We start from the raw sequence: 21,799 nt of genomic DNA on the forward strand, positions 1-21,799 counted from the left end.
ATGAACAAAAACCATTTATTATATTTTCTTTTTTTAGGGTTAATTATTTCCTCCTGCAGCAATACCAGATTTCTGCCCGAGGGAGAACTATTGTATATTGGCGCAAAAGTTACCGTTGAAGGAAAAGACGTGTCTAAAAAAGAAAAAAAAGCGTTAAAAACAGCATTAAAAGAAGTTCTTAGACCAAAGCCAAATTCCTCGATTTTAGGATTACGACCTAAATTATATATCTATAATTTGGCTGGGACGCCAAAGAAAGAAAAAGGATGGCGCTACTGGTTGAGAACCAAGGTAGGCGAAGCTCCCGTTTTATACAGTCAAGTAGATTTAGAATACAACAAAAGTGTTTTACAAAACGTTGCAGAAAACAGTGGCTATTTCAACACAAGAACATCCGCAGATTCAACTCGAAATGGTAAAAAAGCAACCGCAGAATATATCGTAAAACCAGGGAAACAATATAAAATTAAAGAAGTAAAGTTCCCTACAGATTCCTCCATAATTTCAACTGCTGTTCGCAATACCAGAAGAAGAAGTCTGCTCAAAGAAGAAGAAGGTTACAGTCTTGCAGTTATTAAAGAAGAAAGAATTCGTATTGACGCCAGACTAAAAGAAAAAGGATTCTTTTATTTTAATCCTGATTATCTTAAAGTACAAGTAGATACAACTGTGGCTGATCATCAGGTGGATCTTATTGTAAAGGTAAAAGACGAAGCTCCAAAACTGGCTGAGACACCATACAAAATCAATAAAATCATCGTTTATCCCAACTATTCCATAGGTTCTGACAGTGTGAAAACCAATATGGATTCTATTAAAAAATACAATGATTTATCCATAATAGATAAGGAGAATTTATTTAAATCGCGCATTTTTGATCGAGCATTATATTTCAAAAAAAATGATTTATACAATCGTAGCAATCATAATTTATCCTTGAATCGGTTAGTAAATCTGGGTACTTTTAAATTTGTAAAAAACCAATTTAAGGTTTCTGACACCACAGGCAATTATCTCGATGCGTACTATTTTTTAACTCCTTTACCTAAAAAATCAATCCGATTAGAACTGTTGGCCAAAACGAATTCTGCTAATTACACCGGAACCGAACTCAATTTAAATTGGAGCAACCGAAATACGTTTAGAGGAGCAGAATTACTTACCATTTCAGCTTTTGGAGGAATTGAAGTACAAGTATCTGGACAAAACAATGGATTTAATGTATACCGAATTGGAACCCAAGCTGATTTAGTTTGGCCACGATTAGTTGCCCCTTTTAAACTCAATTCGCCCAGTGGTTTTGTACCCAAAACAAAAGCAACTATAGGCTATGAGTTTCAAAACAGGACTAAATTATATTCCCTTCAAACTTTTAAAGGTTCCTTTGGATATTTATGGAAAGAAAATGAACGAAAGGAACATGTTTTGAATGTTACTGAGATAACATACGCCAGTCCAAGAAATGTAACTCCCCTATATCAGGAGCAAATTGCCGCAAATGAATCCCTTGGAAAAGTAATTGAAAAACAATTGATTTTTGGACCAACCTACTCCTATACTTACACCAACACGCTACAAAAAAGAAAGAAAAACACCTTTTATTACAAAGGAACAATCGACTTAGCAGGAAATGTTGCAGGTTTAGTTTCGGGTGCAAATATTCGAAAAGGTGATACTATTAAATTATTCGATGTACCGTTTAGTCAATTTATCAAAATAGAGAATGATTTCAGGCATTATTATAAATTAGGTCCCGATTCTCAAATAGCTAGTCGAATTATTGCAGGTGCTGGATTTGCATATGGAAACTCTCGTGAAATGCCCTTTATCAAACAATTCTTCATTGGTGGAACCAATAGTTTACGCGCTTTTAGAGCACGTTCTATCGGACCGGGAAGTTTTGACGGTGCTTCAACAAATACCAATACGTTTTTACCCGATCAATCTGGTGATTTAAAATTGGAATTCAATACCGAATACCGAGCTAAAATTTACGGATTAGTGAAAGGAGCGCTATTTATAGATGCTGGGAACATATGGCTATTGAATGAGAATCCAGATAAACCGGGAGCTACATTTTCGAAAAAATTTCTGAGTGAAATAGCCGTAGGAGCTGGTGCTGGATTGCGTTTTGATTTCTCATTTCTGATACTGAGAACAGATCTTGCCTTCCCTATTCGAAAACCATATTTGCCTAATGGCAATCGTTGGGTTTTAGACCAAATCAGTTTTGGAAATGGTTCATGGCGCAAAGAAAATTTAATTTTCAATTTGGCTATTGGCTATCCATTTTAAAACAATACAATCTGGATAAAAAAAAGAGCACGAAAATACCGTGCTCTTTTTGTATAATAACTAATCAAGGCGTAAAATCTTTTTTTGTGCCGTTAGGCACTAAATATTGGTAGTAATTGGGTTTGAAATTCGTTAGCGTGCCGAAGGTACGCTACATTTATGTTTTTGTTGCGTACCTACGGCACGCTAAATTCGCTTCAAATGTTGTGTTTTTTTTACCAATATTTAGTACCTAACGGCACAATTTAACTATTAATTCCCATAATAAATTATCCAGTTTAAGTTTACCAAGAATAAGGCATTGCTAAATAATAAAATTCCGTTTTCCCAGAAACCTCTAAATAACGGATTATCTACCATGTAAATAACTGCTCCATTTTCCTTTTTATCTACAGCAAAACTCACCGTATTGTTTAGTTTCTTTTTAATTTCATTACCGACAAATCCATAACTTTTATACTCTTTTGGTACATAAACAACATTTATTGCCTTTTTCAATAATGAATAATGCCTGTCATCTGTTTTTAGACTAAAATATTTATCTCCCAAACCAAAAGACATTGGATGTGTTTTATTCAACAAATTCTCGATGATGGCACCAGGAATTGATTTCGATATGTACCTTGGTTCTGTTTCTTGGAAATCTAAAAAGCGCTCTTTTAACGCCTCTTCTTCAGCTTCTTTTTCAGAACTCAATTTTTCTTCCTCCGAAGCAAAAGGACTCAGAGCATATCCTTCTTTACCTTCAAATAAGCTAAGTGCACTATTCATTGCAATCAATTTTCCGCCGTTATTTACCCACGCTCCAATTTGTTTTTGTTGCTCTTCGGAGAAATCATAATAGCCATCAGGTAAAATCAAGGTATTGTAATCGTATAATTTAATTCTTTTCAAATTATCAGCATCAACTACACTTACGGGATACCCCAATGTTTCTTCTAAGTAGTACCAAACAGCACCAAATTCAGTAGACCCGACTCCTTTTCCTGATAATAATACAATTTTAGGCGCTTTTAGTAAATTAAAATTCTCGCCTCCTACATCTTTTGAATTAGATGAAAAACCAGTTAAAATGTAATTAAAATCTGTTTTTATTTTTACCAATTCAGTTATCGTTTTTTCAAAATCAGATACTTTGGGATTATCAGTTTTTGTGATTAGCAAAACACCTGGTTCCACGGTTTGATCACCGAAAACTGCTTTTTTCATGGCAGATCGTACTTTGATATTATTTTGGTGCAACAAGGACAAAACCTGAGCTGATACTCTATTATTCCAAGGAATATGAAACGCATATACATTTTGAGGTATCGTTTTTTCTTGTATTGCTATAGCCGCTTTTGTTTTGAAAGCAATACTTTTTTTCAACGCATAGCCTTCAACTCCATACGCTAAGGGCAACGCCCAAGCGGTAATATCATAGGATAAGCTGTCATTTAACTTTTGATTCGGTTCAAAAAGTACTTGCGCAAAAACAGCTTTTTGTTGGTCTACTTTTACAATTAAATCATTAGGTTAAATCGTGAAATCTTTCTCTGCTTTGGTATAATAACTAAATCCCGAAGTTTTTTGACTGGCATCAGCATAACTGAATTCCACATTATTCTTTTTCAACAAATCCGCCATTTGAACTAACTTCGGATTGTTTTTCATTACATACATTTTATAATTTCCCTTCACTGTTTTTCGGGAATTATTCATAAAACCTCTGAATCCTTTCAGCAAAACATCTGCTTGGGCTGCTGCCGATTCTACGACAGTTAATACTGCCGTTGCATGATGTGTCAGTCGATCTTTGATCGTTAAATTGATGCCGTTACTCATCACAACCTCTCTTCCCGCTCCTATTCCGCCTTGTTCCAATGTCATTCCTACGGCTCCGTTGTAAGTAGGATAGGTATCGCCATAACTGGGATAAAACAAATCAAATCGCTCTCCTGTGTTGTACATCCAGTTTTGAGCATCAAATTTTTTAGAAATATTTTTACCAAGAGTGTAATGAAAATCTTTTTGATACTTTTCAATGTATTCGTGCAAAGGCTCTGCTGATGGTGGAAAGAAATACGGAGAATCGTACCCCATTTCATGTACATCTGTATGAACTTGTGGCATCCATTGGTTATACAAAGCAATTCGCTGCTGTGACTCCGCTTGCGTTTGCCAAGCCCAGTCTCTATTTAAATCGAAAATATAGTGGTTGTACCTGCCGCCCGGCCACTCTTCCATGTGTTCTCTATCTGACAATTCTGGATGCGTTTTCTTGCCTGAAATTTATCGTAACCAATTTCCGTATCTGGATATCCATCGGGATTGATGCACGGGTCTAGGATCACAATTGTATTTTCTAACCACTTTTTAGTCTCAGCATTCGAAGGATTTACTAATTCGTATGCTACCGTCATAGCGCTTTCAGTTCCTGCAAATTCGTTTCCATGTACATTAAAACTCAACCATACAATTAGTTTATCGCCAATCATTTGCGATTTATTTTGGGACAAACCAATGGCTGCTAAATTGTTATTTCGTATTTGTTCTAAATTGGCCAAATTCTCCGGACTAGAAATAAAATACACACTCAAATCCCGTTGCTCTGGCGTTACACCATACTTCTGATGTTTGATTAAATTGGACTTTTCCGTAAGATGTTTGAAATAATTTTCAGCTTGATGGTAATAGGTAATTTGTTTTCCGTAATTGGGTAAAAACTGGGATGGACTTTGCACTTGCGAATGGGCAATTAATACAAAAGTTAACATTAGATAAAAAGAAAAAACAGTCTTTTTCATATTATTTTGGGTTAGTTATGTTTCAAAAATAGCCATTTACGAACTATTCCACAAGCTAAATTTCGGATTAGTTACATATTGATTATCTTAAACCTCAAGTTTTTATTAATTCATTTTTTGTTGAAGAATACTAAAAATAGAGCACCTTTCGTTATTAAATAAACAATAATAGTAAGTTTTGGATTAGTATCCTTGCTACATTCTATTATATTTGCAAACAACAAAATTCACACTACAGATGGAAGAATGTATCTCAGTTTTTGACATGCTAAAAATTGGTGTTGGGCCTTCAAGCTCGCACACATTAGGGCCTTGGAGAGCTGCAGAGCGGTTTCTTGGCGAATTGCGAAGCGAAAATTTATTTCCTAAAGTCGAGCGCGTAAAAATAGACTTGTACGGTTCCCTTTCCTTAACCGGAAAAGGACATGCCACTGATTTGGCAGTAATGCTAGGGTTAAGCGGACAGGATCCAGAATACATTCCAGTGGAAAATATTGATGCGATAATCAAATCAATTGAAACAAAAAACGAAATCAATTTAGGTAACGAAAAACTAGTTCCTTTTTATTTCCTCCAAGACATCGTTTTCAATAAAAACTTCCTTCCTTTTCATGCCAATGGAATGACTTTTACGGCGTATATGACAGATGATAGTGAGTTCGTTTCTACCTTTTATTCAATTGGTGGCGGATTTGTAGTCAAAGAAGAACGCATTAACGCCAAGAAGAAAATAGAAATAAAATGTGCTTTTCCTTATCCGATTGAGAAAGCAGCCGAACTATTGACGATCTGTAAAATAGAATATAAATCCATTTCAGAAATCGTTTATGAAAATGAAAAATCGATGCGCACCGAAGCAGTTATCGATCATGAATTGATACGCATTTGGAAAACAATGCTCGAATGTATGTACATTGGTTGCCATTCAGAAGGGATTCTTCCCGGAGGTTTAAACGTACGCCGCAGAGCTTTTGATATGCACCAAAACCTCATCGGTTTAGCCAATTATGATTCGCCTCAAAGCTGGCTCGAAGAAATTCGTAAAACCGAGGTGAAGTTTCGCCAAATCTTACAATGGGTAAGTTGTTTTGCCTTAGCTGTAAATGAAGTCAATGCAGCTTTAGGTCGCGTGGTTACAGCACCAACTAATGGTAGCGCAGGAGTTATTCCTGCCGTTTTAATGTATTATTTAGTCATTGAAAACCACAATGCTGGTGAAAAAGAAATCAAACAGTTCCTTATGGTTGCTGGTGAGATAGGTAGTATTTTCAAAAAAGGTTCAACCATATCTGCAGCAATGGGTGGCTGTCAAGCCGAAATAGGTGTATCATCTGCCATGGCAGCGGCGGCTTTGTGCGAATTGATGGGCGGAACTCCCGAACAAGTTTTAATGGCTGCCGAAATCGCGATGGAACATCACTTAGGATTGACTTGTGATCCTATTGGTGGTTTAGTTCAGATTCCTTGTATTGAAAGAAACACAATGGGCGCAATAAAAGCCATCAATGCAGCTGAACTTGCGCTACAAACCGATCCGAAAAATGCTAAAGTACCTTTGGATAAAGTGGTAGACACGATGTGGCAAACCGCAAAGGACATGAACAACAAGTACAAAGAAACATCCGAGGGTGGATTGGCAATTGCCGTAAATATGGCAGATTGCTAACCAAAAAAACACCAAAATTCAAATTTCAAAAATTTAAATGTATTATCCATTGAAATTCAAGTATTTACATTAAATTTGATTTTAAATTTTAAATCAAAAGCCATGGAAATCAATTGGATTATTGTCAGTGTTTTGGCTTTCTTTGTAGTTGTATTTATTATTTTTTTAATCAAAGAAAATCAAAAAGCCAAAAAAAAGTACACCCATTTTTTAAATTCTGATTTCAAAAAAGCAGAAGAAGTAGAAACAGATTTGAATGACGACATCTATTAATTTGTTCTTTTTTAAATTACTTCCTATGTATACGATTGATTGAAAATGAAAATAATTTTGAAAAATTTAAATCGAATTCTAATTCAATTCATCATTCCACATAATTTTTTTGTTTGAAAAAATATTAAAATGAAATAGCTAATGATGTAGTTAAAAATACATTTTGATTGTTAGGTAAATTATTTTTCACAAAGATGTCTTCTTTACTGCTTAAGGATCTAGCTTCTATTCTGAAGATTAGATTATCAGTTGGTAAATAATCAAAATTTGCGGAAAAACCATACGTTTTAAATCCGTTTGGAGTTGTTGATGCAATAATAACTCCTTTTTCATCACTATAATATTCAGCTCTGGCAGCCAACTGTATTTTAGCTGTAGGCTTAATTTGAGCAATTACTACCGGTGAAAACCAAACATCATTTTTATCACTTTTATATGCGTTTTGTTGCGCTCCAATATCAAAACCGGCATGGATAGTTACTTTTTCAGAAACATTGAGCAGTGCATAAAAGTTATTAAAATAGCGCCATTTTCTATCAATATCAGGTTTCTCATTCCCTAAATAAGTACTCCAATTTAAGGTAATTAAAGACGATGGTTTAAAAGTTACCTGCGTTGCAAAAGCGGGTGTTTGATTACCTTCAATTTTCTGGATTCGTTGCCAGCCGTTTAAATACATCGCAGCCAAATACCATTTTTCATTTTTTGAAGTATAGCTAATTTTCAATCCTGCTTCATAATAAGGTGAATTATCCGCTAAAATACTCCTAGTCAATGCCATACAATCTTTTCCAATAGTACTTTCGAAACCAATATGTGATGGCATAATCCCCATATCAATCCATAAATTATGCTTTTTAGAAATCTTTACACCTATGTTGGCTTCGTATATATTTTGCAATAAAGGCTGTTCCGAGCCCAAATTATACTGAGGATATGTCCCCACCATTAAAGCAAAATTCCCTCGAACATTATTCTTTTCATAATTCACTTTTATCAATCCTAAATTTAAATTGACTTCGTTGTGTTTGTTATGACTGTAAATAAATCCCGGTCTTTCATGATTGCTAGGTTTACCAAAATCATAGCTGTAATACATTTCTAAATATCCAGAAAAAGTGAATGAATTTGGTTCTTTTTCGATTTCCTGTGCATTCACTGTTACTAATCCGAAAAAAATTAAAGCGGTAATTATTATTATTTTCATTTTTATTATTTGATATTTGAAATATACACGGTATTACTTAAAGTTAAATCATTGAAATCCGTTAAATTGATTTTTTTTTATAAAAAAATCATACTCCAGTGAACAGTATAAATAATTGATGCATTACTAAGAAAAAGAAAAAAGAGAATAACGATATAATTTTAAAATACAAGTCGAGTATTTATACTTACCCATAATCAACAATTGGTGATTAATTCCTTCGTGTATCAATCAAATGAATGATTTTCCAATTGTTATTTTTTCTAAAAAGCGTAAAAGCATTCACGCCTTTGTGACTTAATTTTCCGTTCACATAAAACTCATAAGGTGTCCAGGCATGGGCCATACTCCCATCTATCTGAATAGCATAACTTAGAATTTTTTCCTGAAACTTCACTTCTTTAGAAATAGAACCGATCGATTTAAAAAACGCTTGCGCGCTTTCATTGGATAATTTAATTCCTTTAGCATTCTCACTTATGGATTGTAAAATCAAAGTTTCGTCACAAAGTCCTTTTAATTGGATTGTATCTTTGGCATGAAAAGCCTCAAAAAAAGTCTCTACTACTTTTTTAATTTCTTGATTTTGAGCCTGCAAACTTACCGATAGAAACAAGGCAAGCATTATTAAAACTTTACGCATAACTATTTTATTTAATTAATTTGACCACCAAAGAAACATTACTATACATTTTTGAGTTAAAAATATACATTTTAGTACCTTTACAATCTCAAAACAACAAATATGTCAGTCGCTAAAAAAGATTACAAAAGGATTACTACAAAATCATTGATAGAAATGAAAGCCAATGGCGAGAAAATATCTATGCTTACCGCCTATGACTTTACGATGGCAAAGATAGTCGATACGGCAGGAATTGATGTGATTTTAGTAGGCGACTCGGCATCAAATGTAATGGCTGGTCACGAGACTACCCTACCCATAACTCTAGACCAGATGATTTATCACGCATCCTCAGTGGTAAGAGCAATCGAAAGGGCATTGGTTGTTGTAGATTTGCCTTTTGGAAGCTATCAATCTGATCCAAAAGAAGCCCTGCGTTCCTCTATTAGAATCATGAAGGAAAGCGGAGGTCATGCCGTAAAACTAGAGGGTGGAAAAGAAATTAAAGAGTCCATTAAAAAAATATTAAACGCCGGAATTCCAGTGATGGGACATTTGGGTTTAACCCCACAATCGATCTATAAATTTGGAACCTACACTGTTCGAGCCAAAGAGGATGAAGAAGCGGATAAACTTATTGAAGATGCCAAATTATTAGAACGTTTGGGTTGTTTTGCATTAGTATTAGAAAAAATTCCTGCGCATTTAGCTGAAAAAGTGGCGCAAAGTATTGCAATTCCAGTAATTGGTATTGGAGCTGGTGGTGGTGTAGATGGTCAGGTTTTGGTAATTCACGATATGTTAGGAATGAATAATGAATTTAGTCCACGATTTTTGAGAAGGTATATGGATTTATATGACGGAATGACAAAAGCCATTGGACAATATGTTGCCGATGTAAAATCAAGTGATTTCCCAAATTCCAGCGAACAATATTAAAATTAGACTTCTTAGATTATTGGATTGTTAGACTAGAAAAAGTAGAAATGCATCGATTTAAGGATTTAGAGATTTGGAAAAAAAGTAGATTTTTTTGTTCTGAAATTTATAAAGTTACTTTGTCTTTTCCAAACGAAGAAAGTCTAACTTATCTAAATATCTAAGAAGTCTAAAAATCTAAAATCCAAATGAAAATAGTTTCGAATAAAAATAACCTTCAAATTCTTCACGAAGACAACCATCTTATTGTGGTCAACAAGCGTGTAGGCGATATTGTGCAAGGTGATAAAACGGGTGACAAACCCTTATCTGATGTGGTGAAAGAATACATCAAAGATAAGTATAGCAAACCTGGCGAAGTTTTTCTGGGTGTAGTGCATCGCTTGGACCGCCCTACAACTGGAATAGTCGTTTTTGCGCGAACCAGCAAAGCGTTGACACGAATGAATGAATTATTCAGTAACAGGGAAACTCAAAAAACGTATTGGTGTATTGTCAAAAACAAACCGGTTGCATCAGAAGATAAATTGGTTCATTATTTAAAAAGAAACGAAAAAAACAATACTTCAAAAGCCCATCTAAAAGAAGTTCCTGAAAGTAAAATAGCCAGTTTAGATTATAAAATCATCAAAGAGCTCAATAATTATTTTGCGCTTGAAATCAATCTGCATACTGGAAGACACCATCAAATTAGAGCACAACTTTCGGCTATTGGTTCTCCTATAAAAGGCGATTTAAAATACGGTTTTGACCGAAGCAATCCCGATGGAGGCATTCATTTACATGCCTGTAAATTAGTTTTTGTACATCCTGTTACCAAAGAAAATTTAGAAATTTTAGCCCCAACTCCAGATGACGTAATTTGGAATGCAATCTAGAAAACTCAATTCCTCAACAACTGTTGTCATTGTGTCTCACTACAGCAAAATCTAACTAGAATGGTCAACAACGATTTTCCAACCTTCTTTAAATTTTTCTACTAGTAAAGTAAAAAATCCTTTTTGTTCCCCTTTTTCCATTTGCAAATTCCAAGCACCTAAAACAAAGGCATGTTTGTTATCTATCATTTTAATTTGTTTAATATCAAAAGTTAAAGTACCCATGGCGGCTTTGTCAGGATAGACTTGCTGATAAATCTCTAAGTTTTTTTGCCAGCCGTAAAATGGTCCTGTTTTTCCAACAAATACCAAAGAATCGGATTTTATATACCCTTGCATATATCCAATCATATCGCCATTATTCCAATCTAAACGTTGCTTTTCTAAGGCTGCTTTAATTTCTTTCTTTTGCGCAATTGATAAATAACTACAAAATAAGAACAGTATTGATAATATGATTTTCTTCATTTTTTTAAGATTTGCATTGAATTTAACTTTATTTGGACAACCTTTATCCCTTTTCAGGAACCAAATATATTCAAAATATCATGTTCATTCCCATTTAATTTTATGAAACAGTGTAACATAAAAATACTTGAACTGCTATTTAATGTTTGTATAATTTAACTTCATATTAAATACAGCATTAACTATTTAAACCTATACACTGCATGAATTCACATTAACTATAAAAAATAGTTTTGATTCATATTGCTCTCAAACGAAATATGAAAATCTTGGCACCAACACCTTATGATGTAATCTAGAACGTCCTATAAGTATCAAAGAAAAAAAAAGATAACCAACGCACAGCTAAAAAAATGAATAAAATCCTGTTTTTTTATTTTAGTACCCAAAGAAAGTTGCTATCAGTTAATAATTATGTAATTTTAAATTAAAATCAGCTTATGAATCTCTATACCGATATAAAATACCGCAAAGAATCGCTTAAAAAATTATTGCATGTCATTACAAAATATGAAGAGGAGATCATCAAAGCTTTGTATAATGATTTTAAAAAACCTGCTTTTGAAGCCGTTTTAACAGAGACTAATTATGTTATCTCTGATTTAAAAGAAACTATTAAGAATATTGATTCTTGGGCAAAGCCAAAAAAAGTTTCAGCTTCACTTCTAAATTTTCCTTCTTCGGATTATATCTATAGTGAACCTTACGGCCATGTTTTAATTATTGCTCCGTGGAATTATCCGTTTCAATTGGCTTTATGTCCGCTTGTTGCCGCTGTTGCTGCTGGAAACAGAGTAACCTTGAAACCATCTGAACTAACTCCAAATACCTCTTTAATCATATCGAAAATAGTAAGTGAAACCTTCTCAACTGATGACGTTACAGTCAAAACGGGTGATGCGACTGTCGCTGCAGCATTGTTAAATCAACGTTGGGATTATATCTTTTTTACAGGAAGTGTGGCAGTTGGTAAAATAGTGGCCAAAGCAGCAGCCGAATACCTAACACCCGTTACACTTGAATTAGGAGGGAAAAGCCCCTGTATTATTGATGAAACAGCAGATATAGCATTAAGTGCACGTCGAATAGTTTGGGGAAAAATTATTAATGCGGGACAAACCTGTGTTGCTCCAGATTACATATTGGTTCACCATACCATCAAAGATAAATTCATAAAACATACAATTGAAGAAATTGAGAAAGCACTTGGTACAAATCCAGAGGAATCTGCCGATTTTGCTCGAATTGTCAATTTAAAAAACTGGCAGCGTCAGATCAATTTATTGGAGAATCAAGAAATACTTTATGGAGGGAAATCCAATCAAGAAACTTTTTACATTGCCCCTACTTTACTGAATGAACCCAAAATGGATAGTTTGGTTATGAAAGAAGAAATTTTTGGACCAATTCTCCCTATTATTTCGTTTAAAACGAAAGTGGATATTGAAAAAATAGTTTCCAGTTTTGAGAAACCGCTATCATTATATTTATTTTCCCAAAATAAGTCTTTTATTGATGAAGTCTTGCAAAAATATTCCTTTGGCGGTGGTTGTATAAATGATACGGTTATTCATTTAGTCAATAATCGACTTCCTTTTGGAGGCGTTGGCAATTCGGGTATGGGCGCTTATCATGGAAAATTGAGTTTTGATATTTTTTCACATAAAAAAGCAATTGTAAAAAGAGGAACTTGGCTGGATTTGCCGTTGCGTTATGCTCCATACAAAGATAAATTGACAACCATTCAAAAAGTACTAAAATGGTTGTAAATAATGAAAAGTCCATTAGCGAAGCTATTAAATACCGTCGGTCTGTTCGCGTTTTTAAATCGGAACCGATTGATGAACAAAAAGTAAAAGAATGCATTGTACTTGCTTCTCTTGCGCCAACGAGCAGCAACATGCAACTTTGGGAATTTTATCATATTGTTAGACCAGCCCTAATTCAAGAAATAGCCACCGCTAGTTTTGATCAAAATGCTGCCAAAACTGCACAACAAATGGTTATAGTTGTAGTGCGAAAAGATTTATGGCGACAAAGAGCTCAATCGAATATTGATTATTTAAAAACACTGTACGGCCACAAACCAACTGCTGACTATTCTAAAAGAGAAAAATTTGCCTTGAATTATTACCAAAAAATAATTCCTACACTATATTTCGATTTTTTGGGTATTGTCGGAATGATAAAATTTCTAGCATTTCAAATTATCGGCCTTATAAAACCCATCTACAGACAGGCGAGACAAAGCGATATGCGCATAGTCGCACATAAAAGCGCTGGACTGGCTGCACAAAATTTTATGATTAGTATGGCTGCTATTAATTATGATACTTGCCCAATGGAAGGATTTGATTCACTTAGAATTAAAAAAATATTACATTTGCCTGCAAATACAGAAATAAATATGATTTTGAGTTGCGGAATACGAGATGCACAAGGCATTTACGGAGAACGATTTAGAATTCCTTTTGACGAAGTCTATTTTAAGAGATAACTATTTATAAACCAATTAATAACAAAAACCAAATGAACAAAACTGCACAAAACCGAATTGAAGACATCAAAAAAAATGGGTACACCATAGATTTTGGAAATGTTTTTAACCTTGCTTTCGAAAACTATAAAAAAATCGCACTCTATGGCGGCCTCGTATTTTTTGTTTTTGCAGTATTGTTTAGCCTCATAGGGATTGCTGTACTTTTTTCTATTTTTGGTACTGAAACTATTTTAGAAAATTTAAAGCCAGATCGTTTTAAACCCGAAAATATGGATGTAAATACTATATTAATTTTTTCGGCATTTTCCCTTTTAATCAGGTGCTTATTGAGTCCGTTTTCTGGTGGATTAATCAAAATGGCCTATTGTGCCGAAAGAGACGAGGAATTTCATGTATCAACTATGTTTGAATATTACAAAGCCCCTTATTTCACAGAACTTTTTGTTGCAACATTTTTAATTACTCTGACGAATACCGTAATAAGTCGCACACTTAATTACATCCAAATACCAATTCTGGATGTGGTCGTTTCAGTTACTATAGGATTATTTACCATTATGATGATTCCGCTAATTATTTTTGGAAATTTAAAAGCTCTTGAAGCCATTCAGGCGAGTATTTTAATTGTTTCTAAACAACCTTTAGTGTTACTAAGGCTACTTGTGGTAGGTTCAATAGCAACAATGGTAGGTTTTATAGGATGCTGCATTGGTATCTTTTTTACATTGCCTTTTATCTATTCCCTATATTTTGCAATTTACAGCGAGATTATAGGATTTGATCCTGAGGATGAAATTACCATCTAAATTTCATTGTAGACGAAAAAGCCAAAATTTATAAAAATTAAATTTTGGCTTTTTAATTAAAAATAAATGCTTATTTTGGTTAATACAAATAGAAACGTTCCAAATCTCTTCATTCAACCTATTTAAAAAAAACCTATGGCTTTATGCTTTAGCTTATTTTCTCTATGCAACTCAAATTTAGTTTTATTTTGGGCGATTAATCTATTGGGAGTTAATGTACTTTTTTATATTTTTATTCCTCTTTTAATTCTTTTTCTAATTTTTAAAATTAGTCAAATAAAAACAGGATTAAAAACAAATGTCTTGGAGCAAACAGCCAAAGCGATAACCTTAAAAAAGGAATATCAAATTTACCTCTTGTTCCTAGGTATAATATTGCCCATAATTGAAATTACCTTTGAATTTTTAAAAATACGACCAAAAAGCATACTGATTATAAACCTAAGCATTGGATTTATATTACTGTTTTTATACTTCTTAAGTACAAAGAGTAAATGGATTTTTGCCCATATACAACAAATTTTTACAGCCTGTTTTTTTCTTTATTTTGCATCTATTTCAAGAAATGTAATTGTATCACCTACAGATCTTATGCCCATTGTAGCATTTGTAGTTGCATTATTTTTTTCATATCGTGTCCTTAAGTCAAAAAAACTTTATTGCAGTTTCATCGCTCTACTGTTCCTGTATTTTGTAATTGTTACGATTTTTAAATTTTTACCTTTTAAAACTGTACTCGTATTGTTTACTAATTCTATAATAATTGTACTTATAAATTATATTCAAGACATACTTTTGCTTAGCAGTAGCGATCAATTTAGATTCAACAATCAAATTATCAATAAAGGTAATTCACTTGTTTTGGCTACCAATCGAAAAGGGGAAGTTGTTTTTTGCAGTGAGAATGTAGAAACTATTTTAGGCTACACTGTTGACCAAGTTATGGGTTTGGGGTACTGGAAATTAACCGAAGATACCGAATTTTATGGAGAAGAATATCATACAAAGTTCCTAGCGGATAGAATGTTTATTAGAAAAATTAAATGTAAAAATGGCACCTATAAACTCATACAGTGGAACGATAAAAAATTTTCTGAAGACTTAATTATCGGAATTGGTCAGGATGTAACTCATGAAATTCACTTACAAAACCAATATAAAAATTTAATTCAAAATGCAATTGATATTATTTTTGAAGTAAATGAAATTGGTAATTTCAAATTTGTAAATGATTTTACATTAAAATCGTTAGGATTTAAGAAACGAGAATTAATAAACAAACATTATTTAGAATTCATACGCGAAGATTTCCGAGATAGCATCAAAGTTTTTTATCGAAACTTATCTGAACACGGACAAAATTTTCCAACAATTGAATTTCCCCTCCTCAGGAAAGACGGAAAAGAACTTTGGGTTTCACAAAAAGTAATTGTAAATCGAAATGAAAAAGGACAAATTATAGGATATTCAGGAATTGCCAGAGATATAACAAAAATTAAAGATGTTGAACTTGAAAATGAAATCCGACACAAAAAAATAGAGTTGTATAATCAAACCATCAAAAATTTAGCATCAACCAACTTTAGTGAGTATAATAATCTAGATTTTAGTATCAAACTAATAATTGAATCTGCTGCTAAAGCTACAAAATGCAATCGCGTAAGTTACTGGAGATACTCCCAAGACACTTTTACTTGTGAAAATTTATATATTTTAGAAACTAATAGCTTTACTAAAGGCAAAATTTTAGAAAAAAATAAATACCCTATTTATTTTGAAGCCATTAAAAATAACAAGTTAATTTGTGCTTCAAACGTTACTATTGCTCAGGAGCTTTCAGAGTTTAAAGACGACTATTTTGTAAAATATAATATTCAATCACTGCTTGATTTGCCAATTTCAGTAAATGGAAAACTAACGGGACTAATTTGTTTTGAAACTACTAAAAACAAAATAAATTGGGATAATGATGATATTAATTTTACTAGAACAATTTCTGATATAATCTCATTGACAATAATCTCACATAGTAGATATGAAACGGAGAAAAAGCTTGAATACAAGAGTGATCTTTTATCAGCGATGACCTTGTGCACAGAGAAATTTTTAAATAGTAATGACATCAACGCTATTTTCTCTGACGTACTTGTTATTATGGGAAAAGCGACTAATTCTCATAGAGCATATTACTATGAAAATGATAAAACAAATGGATTCATAAGTCAAAAATACCGGTGGATCATACATAATATAAAATTGACTGAAAACAATGTAAAACTTCAAAATCTGCCCCATGAATATTTCGAAGAGCTAATAACACCGCTTCTTGATAATAAAATATACAGAGCAATCATAACGAAGATTGAAAACGATTCTCTAAGAAAAAAATTAATAGATGTAGATGTCGTGTCTGTAATTCTCTTTCCAATTTTTGTCAGAAATAAATTTCATGGCTTTTTAGGATTTGATGACACTCAAAACGAAAGAATATGGTCTGATGACGAAGTTAATATTTTGAAAACTTTGGCTAGAAATATTGCATCCTCAATTGAACGTATTGCAAACGAAACAGCGATTAACGAAAGTGAAGAAAAATTCCGCTTACTTGCCAACAACATTCCAGGTACAGTTTATTTGTCTCACTACGATGAATACAATACTAAGATTTATATTAATGATGAAATAGAAAAACTAACCGGATATCCTAAATCTAGTTTTCTGAATAATGAGTTGTCATTCATTGACTTGATCCATCCAGACGACAAAATAAGTACTATTGAAGGACAAAAAAATGCAATTGAAAATAAAAAAGCCATTCACTTAACCTACAGAATTGTGCATAAAAAAAAGCATATTGTTTGGGTAGAGGAGTTTGGAGATGCTATTTATAAAGATGGAAAAATTGCCTTTATCGAAGGTATTTTCATAGATATTACGGAACGAAAAAAGAATGAAACAGTATTGCAACAAAAAGAATTAGCAGAGGCGGCCAATAAAGCAAAATCTGAATTTTTAGCAAATATGAGTCACGAAATTCGAACACCGCTAAATGGAATTATCGGATTTACTGATTTATTAATGAAAACAAATTTAGGAGCTACGCAAGAAAAATATATTAAAACCGTAAATCAATCAGCACTCTCTTTATTGGATATTATCAATGATATCCTAGATTTCTCCAAAATAGAATCAGGTAAATTAGATTTGTTTATTGAGCAATATAATATTGGTGAAATGTTAAATCAAATTATTGATTTGATACTGTATGAATCCAATCAAAAAAAATTAAATCTAAACCTCAATTTATCGCCTGATGTACCGGCATATTTTTGGGTAGACAGTATGCGCTTGAAACAAATATTGATCAACCTATTGGCAAATGCAGTAAAATTTACTGAAAAAGGATCTATACTTTTAAAAGTTACTGTTTTGAATAAAACAGACGATACCCATGCAGTAATTCGTTTTGCAGTAACAGATACTGGAATCGGAATTTTAGAAAAAAATAAAAAGAAAATATTTAAGGCTTTTACGCAAGAAGACAGTTCGACCACTAGAAAATTTGGTGGTACTGGCTTAGGTTTAACCATTTCTAATCAATTATTAGGGTTAATGAATAGTCGCTTACAACTCGAAAGTCAAATTGATGTGGGTAGTACTTTCTATTTTGATCTAGAGGTACAAACAAGCAATGAGCCTACAAAAAAAAATAGCGTATTTGAAACCGATTTTGATGCCAGCAAAAACAAGGTTGTTGAAAAAAGCCTGAACAATAAAAAATTAAAAATTATGATTGTTGAAGATAACAAAGTGAATATGTTATTGCTGAAAACGATCCTAAGAAATTTAGAAATTCATCCCACAATTTTTGAGGTTTCTAATGGAGAAGAGGCTGTAGATCAATTCGATACTATTCAACCAGATTTAATTTTCATGGACATACAAATGCCCATCATGAACGGATACGAAGCTACTCAAATTATTAGAACTTTACCATCAGGTCAAAATGTGCCCATCATAGCAATAACGGCTGGTACTGAAAAAGAAGAAAAAGCAAAATGCATTGCGGCCGGAATGAATGATTACATCCCGAAGCCCATAATTAAAGGAATTATTGAAGATATTATTACAAAGTGGACACATTAATATTGCAAAAAAAATAGAAAGCAGTTTATTAAACCTATTTTACCTTAGTATTACTATTTAGATCAAGAATAATAACTATTAAAAATAAATAAAAACACAAACTGTAAATTATATAAATACTAATAATCAATACAAAATTTCTTGCTATTAAAATTTTATACCTTTCGGTCGAATAGCTAATTATTAATCTTAAATTTATTAAACATGAAATGGAGCGGTAGAAGACAAAGTGACAATATGGAAGACCGAAGAGGAATGTCCTCTGGAGGAAAAACAATAGTAGGCGGTGGAATCATCGGAATTGTAATTCTATTATTGAATACTTTTGGTGGAGAAAATGCACAAATGCTAACTCCAATATTAGAACAATTCAACCAAGGACAAAGTGCTCCTACTGAACAAAGAGACTTAACTGCAGCCGAAATTGAAGAAGGCAAATTTATCAAAACCCTTTTAGCTGATAATGAAGATATTTGGGCAAAAATATTCCAAGAAAACAACATGCAGTTTAAAAATCCAAAACTGGTATTATTTACTGGAGCTGTCGAAACTGCCTGTGGAAATGCCACATCTGCTTCAGGACCTTTTTATTGTCCTGCTGATCAAAAAGTGTACATGGACTTAAAATTTTTTGAAGAGCTAAAAACAAGATTCGGAGCTCAAGGAGGCGATTTTGCAACAGCGTATGTAATTGCACATGAGATAGGACACCATGTACAAACGTTGCTTGGCACTTCCGCTAAAATGAGACAAATGCAAGAAGGGAAAAGCACAGCCGAAGCCAATAAATTATCAGTGGCTTTAGAACTGCAAGCTGATTTTTATGCAGGAGTTTGGACGCATTACAACCAAAAAATGAACAATTTCTTGGAGGAAGGCGATATTGATGAAGCTTTAAGTGCAGCACATGCAGTTGGTGATGATGCAATTCAGGCCAAAATTCAAGGACATATTGTTCCAGAATCCTTTACACACGGAACTTCGGCGCAACGTAAAGCATGGTTTATGAAAGGCTATAAATCCGGAGACATCAATCAAGGCGATACTTTTGCAGAAATAAGATAAATTAAAAGTCAATTAGAATTTAAAATCGAGATAGTCTCCCGATTTTTTATTTTAAAATTTACTTATTTAAATTTTTATTGTTTTAATCCTAAAATATATCCAACTAAAATTCCATTCATCGATACAGTTTTAACATTTAACTTAATTAAAATTCCATCTGTCTAAAATGATTAGTAGCCCACTTTTTTATAAGTACGTTTATATAAAATAATCAAATAAAAAATGGAAAACACGAATCAAATAGGAATATGGATGGACCACTCTATTGCTTATTTAATGGAATTTAATACTATGCCATTTGAAATTCAAATAATAGAATGTGACTTAACAGTGGACGAAAAAAAAAGTAATCCATATAGAAAAAAAACAAAAAATAGAGATATCAAGAGAAAGTATAAATACTATAATCAGATTGGAAACGCAATCATAAACTATGATAAAATAATACTATTTGGGCCTTCTGAATCTAAAATTGATTTTTTTGATGCTCTAAGTGAAGATGAACGTTTTTATAAATTGAAGATTGAAATAAAAGAAACTGATAAAATGAATGTAAATCAACAACACGCTTTTATCACTCAATATTTCGTTCAGTAATGTTACATGATATAAATCTAACTAGTACTACGGCATTTAAATTTATACTAGCACAGACTTAACATCTTGTAAATTAATTCTAACAATAAGGTTATATTCAAACAAAGTCAAACAATAAAAACCAGATAGAAAAAATTAGCAGTACCTTTGCCCCCACTTAAAGAAGTAAACTAAATAATTGTGTTTGCTTCATAAACACCATTTATGTCATTTAATTCCTTAGGCTTATCTGATGCTTTACTTAAAGCCATCAGCAAAAAAGGGTATACAACCCCATCTCCAATACAACAAAAAGCAATTCCCCCAATTTTAGAAGGTAAAGATGTTTTAGCATCTGCACAAACAGGAACAGGAAAAACTGCCGGTTTTACATTACCTATTCTGCAAATATTATCACAAGGTCAACAATTGCGACAAAGACCTATTCGTGCCTTAATATTGACTCCAACCAGAGAATTAGCTGCACAAATATTGGCCAATATCAAAGAATACAGTGAATTTTTAGACCTAAAAAGCACCGTAATTTTTGGTGGCGTAAACCAGAATCCACAAGTAACACAACTGCGTCAGGGAATAGATATTTTAGTGGCCACTCCAGGTCGATTAATCGATTTGCAAAACCAAGGTTTAATATCACTTGCCAAAGTAGAAATCTTAGTTTTAGATGAAGCAGACCGCATGCTGGACATGGGTTTTTTACGAGACATTGAACGAATCTTGAAAGTATTACCTTCTAAAAGACAAAACTTACTGTTTTCGGCAACTTTTTCAAAAGACATCAAGAAATTGGCCATGGGCATTTTGCACCAACCCGTTCATGTGGAAGCAACTCCGGAAAACACGACAGTGGATGCTATTATCCAAAAAGTATATCCTGTCGCCAAAGAGAAAAAAACAGAACTAATCATTAAACTGATTACAGAAGGAAACTGGAAACAAATTTTGGTTTTCACCCGTACCAAGCAAGGCGCTAATAAATTAACGGAAAGCATGATTAGTGCCGGAATCAAAGCAGCTGCGATTCATGGAAATAAAGGACAAGGCGCCCGTACCAAAGCCTTAGCGGGCTTCAAAGACGGAACCCTAACCGCTTTAATCGCAACTGATATTGCCGCGCGAGGTCTGGACATCCCGTTATTACCGCATGTTGTCAATTTTGAATTGCCTAATATCCCCGAAGATTACGTTCACCGCATTGGTAGAACAGGAAGAGCCGGAGCAAGCGGAGAAGCTATTTCGTTATTCAGTCCAGACGAAACGGTTTTTTTGCGTGATATAGAAAAATTAGTAGGTTTGAATTTGCCTAAAGAAAACATCAGAGGTTTCGAGCCAGATCCTAATGCTTCCAAAGAACCAATCAAACAAGGACAAGGAAGACAACAACGCGATTCAACTCCGCGAAAACCAAAAACAGACACTACAAACCGAAGCAGTAACAATAGTTTTGGTCCAAGACGCCCGAGTCAAAATAATGACCGACGTTCTAATAGATAATTAATTTTTATTCTTTTTTAGGAGCAGAACGAGTTCGTTTTTAAGAACGCATGT

Annotated in this window: 18 protein-coding genes; 12 read left to right on the plus strand and 6 right to left on the minus strand. The window is 33.3% G+C overall.

Annotated elements, in window-relative coordinates; translation table 11 throughout:
• Positions 1-2,295 carry a translocation and assembly module lipoprotein TamL gene (tamL, locus tag ACNQGO_RS03235; RefSeq protein ID WP_417984133.1) on the plus strand — a complete coding sequence of 765 codons (2,295 nt, stop codon included), beginning with the start codon at positions 1-3 and terminating at the stop codon, positions 2,293-2,295.
• 252 nt (positions 2,296-2,547) lie between these two features.
• Here tamL and ACNQGO_RS03240 read toward each other — a convergent pair whose 3' ends face one another.
• The 3 genes from ACNQGO_RS03240 to ACNQGO_RS03250 all read right to left on the minus strand — a co-directional run bounded on the left by ACNQGO_RS03240 (position 2,548) and on the right by ACNQGO_RS03250 (position 5,081).
• Complete coding sequence (locus ACNQGO_RS03240; RefSeq protein ID WP_417984134.1) at positions 2,548-3,696, minus strand: motility-associated ABC transporter substrate-binding family protein; 1,149 nt, start codon at positions 3,694-3,696, stop codon at positions 2,548-2,550.
• 114 nt (positions 3,697-3,810) lie between these two features.
• Positions 3,811-4,521 (minus strand): M14 family metallopeptidase, encoded by a 711-nt coding sequence (locus ACNQGO_RS03245; RefSeq protein ID WP_417984135.1) that lies wholly within the window; start codon positions 4,519-4,521, stop codon positions 3,811-3,813.
• On the minus strand, positions 4,473-5,081 hold the full coding sequence (locus ACNQGO_RS03250) for a M14 family zinc carboxypeptidase (protein ID WP_417984137.1): 609 nt from the start codon (positions 5,079-5,081) through the stop codon (positions 4,473-4,475). Before ACNQGO_RS03250 ends, ACNQGO_RS03245 begins: the two co-directional genes overlap by 49 nt.
• 238 nt (positions 5,082-5,319) lie before the next feature.
• On the opposite strand from ACNQGO_RS03250, the gene ACNQGO_RS03255 reads away from it, so the two are divergent.
• Both ACNQGO_RS03255 and ACNQGO_RS03260 read left to right on the plus strand, forming a co-directional pair.
• On the plus strand, positions 5,320-6,747 hold the full coding sequence (locus ACNQGO_RS03255) for an L-serine ammonia-lyase (RefSeq protein ID WP_417978450.1): 1,428 nt from the start codon (positions 5,320-5,322) through the stop codon (positions 6,745-6,747).
• A gap of 102 nt (positions 6,748-6,849) precedes the next feature.
• Positions 6,850-7,020, plus strand: a complete 171-nt coding sequence (locus ACNQGO_RS03260) for a hypothetical protein (protein ID WP_417946137.1) — start codon at positions 6,850-6,852, stop codon at positions 7,018-7,020.
• A gap of 124 nt (positions 7,021-7,144) precedes the next feature.
• Here the strand turns inward: ACNQGO_RS03260 and ACNQGO_RS03265 are convergent, their stop codons facing one another.
• A complete protein-coding gene (locus ACNQGO_RS03265) occupies positions 7,145-8,227 on the minus strand; it encodes a porin (RefSeq protein ID WP_417984139.1) in 1,083 nt (360 codons plus the stop codon).
• Positions 8,228-8,438: 211 nt separating this feature from the next.
• Positions 8,439-8,870: a Cif family virulence factor gene (locus ACNQGO_RS03270; RefSeq protein ID WP_417984141.1), complete on the minus strand. Its 432-nt coding sequence runs from the start codon at positions 8,868-8,870 to the stop codon at positions 8,439-8,441.
• 102 nt (positions 8,871-8,972) lie between these two features.
• Here ACNQGO_RS03270 and panB point away from each other — a divergent pair, with 102 nt between their 5' ends.
• Both panB and ACNQGO_RS03285 read left to right on the plus strand, forming a co-directional pair.
• Positions 8,973-9,791 (plus strand): 3-methyl-2-oxobutanoate hydroxymethyltransferase, encoded by an 819-nt coding sequence (panB, locus tag ACNQGO_RS03275; protein ID WP_417946132.1) that lies wholly within the window; start codon positions 8,973-8,975, stop codon positions 9,789-9,791.
• Positions 9,792-9,979: 188 nt separating this feature from the next.
• Positions 9,980-10,669 (plus strand): RluA family pseudouridine synthase, encoded by a 690-nt coding sequence (locus ACNQGO_RS03285; RefSeq protein ID WP_417984143.1) that lies wholly within the window; start codon positions 9,980-9,982, stop codon positions 10,667-10,669.
• 51 nt (positions 10,670-10,720) lie between these two features.
• Here the strand turns inward: ACNQGO_RS03285 and ACNQGO_RS03290 are convergent, their stop codons facing one another.
• Complete coding sequence (locus ACNQGO_RS03290) at positions 10,721-11,137, minus strand: YybH family protein (RefSeq protein WP_417984145.1); 417 nt, start codon at positions 11,135-11,137, stop codon at positions 10,721-10,723.
• A 440-nt stretch (positions 11,138-11,577) separates the two neighbouring features.
• Here ACNQGO_RS03290 and ACNQGO_RS03295 point away from each other — a divergent pair, with 440 nt between their 5' ends.
• The 7 genes from ACNQGO_RS03295 to ACNQGO_RS03325 all read left to right on the plus strand — a co-directional run bounded on the left by ACNQGO_RS03295 (position 11,578) and on the right by ACNQGO_RS03325 (position 21,745).
• A complete protein-coding gene (locus tag ACNQGO_RS03295; RefSeq protein WP_417984147.1) occupies positions 11,578-12,906 on the plus strand; it encodes an aldehyde dehydrogenase in 1,329 nt (442 codons plus the stop codon).
• Positions 12,897-13,634 carry a nitroreductase family protein gene (locus ACNQGO_RS03300; protein ID WP_417984149.1) on the plus strand — a complete coding sequence of 246 codons (738 nt, stop codon included), beginning with the start codon at positions 12,897-12,899 and terminating at the stop codon, positions 13,632-13,634. The genes ACNQGO_RS03295 and ACNQGO_RS03300 overlap by 10 nt, the downstream gene beginning before the upstream one ends.
• Positions 13,635-13,666: 32 nt before the next feature.
• Positions 13,667-14,443, plus strand: coding sequence for a hypothetical protein (locus tag ACNQGO_RS03305; protein ID WP_417984151.1), 777 nt, complete (start codon positions 13,667-13,669; stop codon positions 14,441-14,443).
• A gap of 741 nt (positions 14,444-15,184) precedes the next feature.
• Positions 15,185-18,589, plus strand: a complete 3,405-nt coding sequence (locus tag ACNQGO_RS03310) for a PAS domain S-box protein (protein WP_417984153.1) — start codon at positions 15,185-15,187, stop codon at positions 18,587-18,589.
• A gap of 204 nt (positions 18,590-18,793) precedes the next feature.
• On the plus strand, positions 18,794-19,654 hold the full coding sequence (gene ypfJ, locus ACNQGO_RS03315) for a KPN_02809 family neutral zinc metallopeptidase (RefSeq protein ID WP_417984155.1): 861 nt from the start codon (positions 18,794-18,796) through the stop codon (positions 19,652-19,654).
• 222 nt (positions 19,655-19,876) lie between these two features.
• Positions 19,877-20,251 carry a hypothetical protein gene (locus ACNQGO_RS03320; RefSeq protein WP_417984157.1) on the plus strand — a complete coding sequence of 125 codons (375 nt, stop codon included), beginning with the start codon at positions 19,877-19,879 and terminating at the stop codon, positions 20,249-20,251.
• A 204-nt stretch (positions 20,252-20,455) separates the two neighbouring features.
• A complete protein-coding gene (locus ACNQGO_RS03325) occupies positions 20,456-21,745 on the plus strand; it encodes a DEAD/DEAH box helicase (RefSeq protein ID WP_417984159.1) in 1,290 nt (429 codons plus the stop codon).
• Positions 21,746-21,799: the final 54 nt, after the last annotated feature.

This window comes from Flavobacterium frigidum, from assembly GCF_048286735.1.
In the GTDB taxonomy this organism is placed as follows: domain Bacteria; phylum Bacteroidota; class Bacteroidia; order Flavobacteriales; family Flavobacteriaceae; genus Flavobacterium.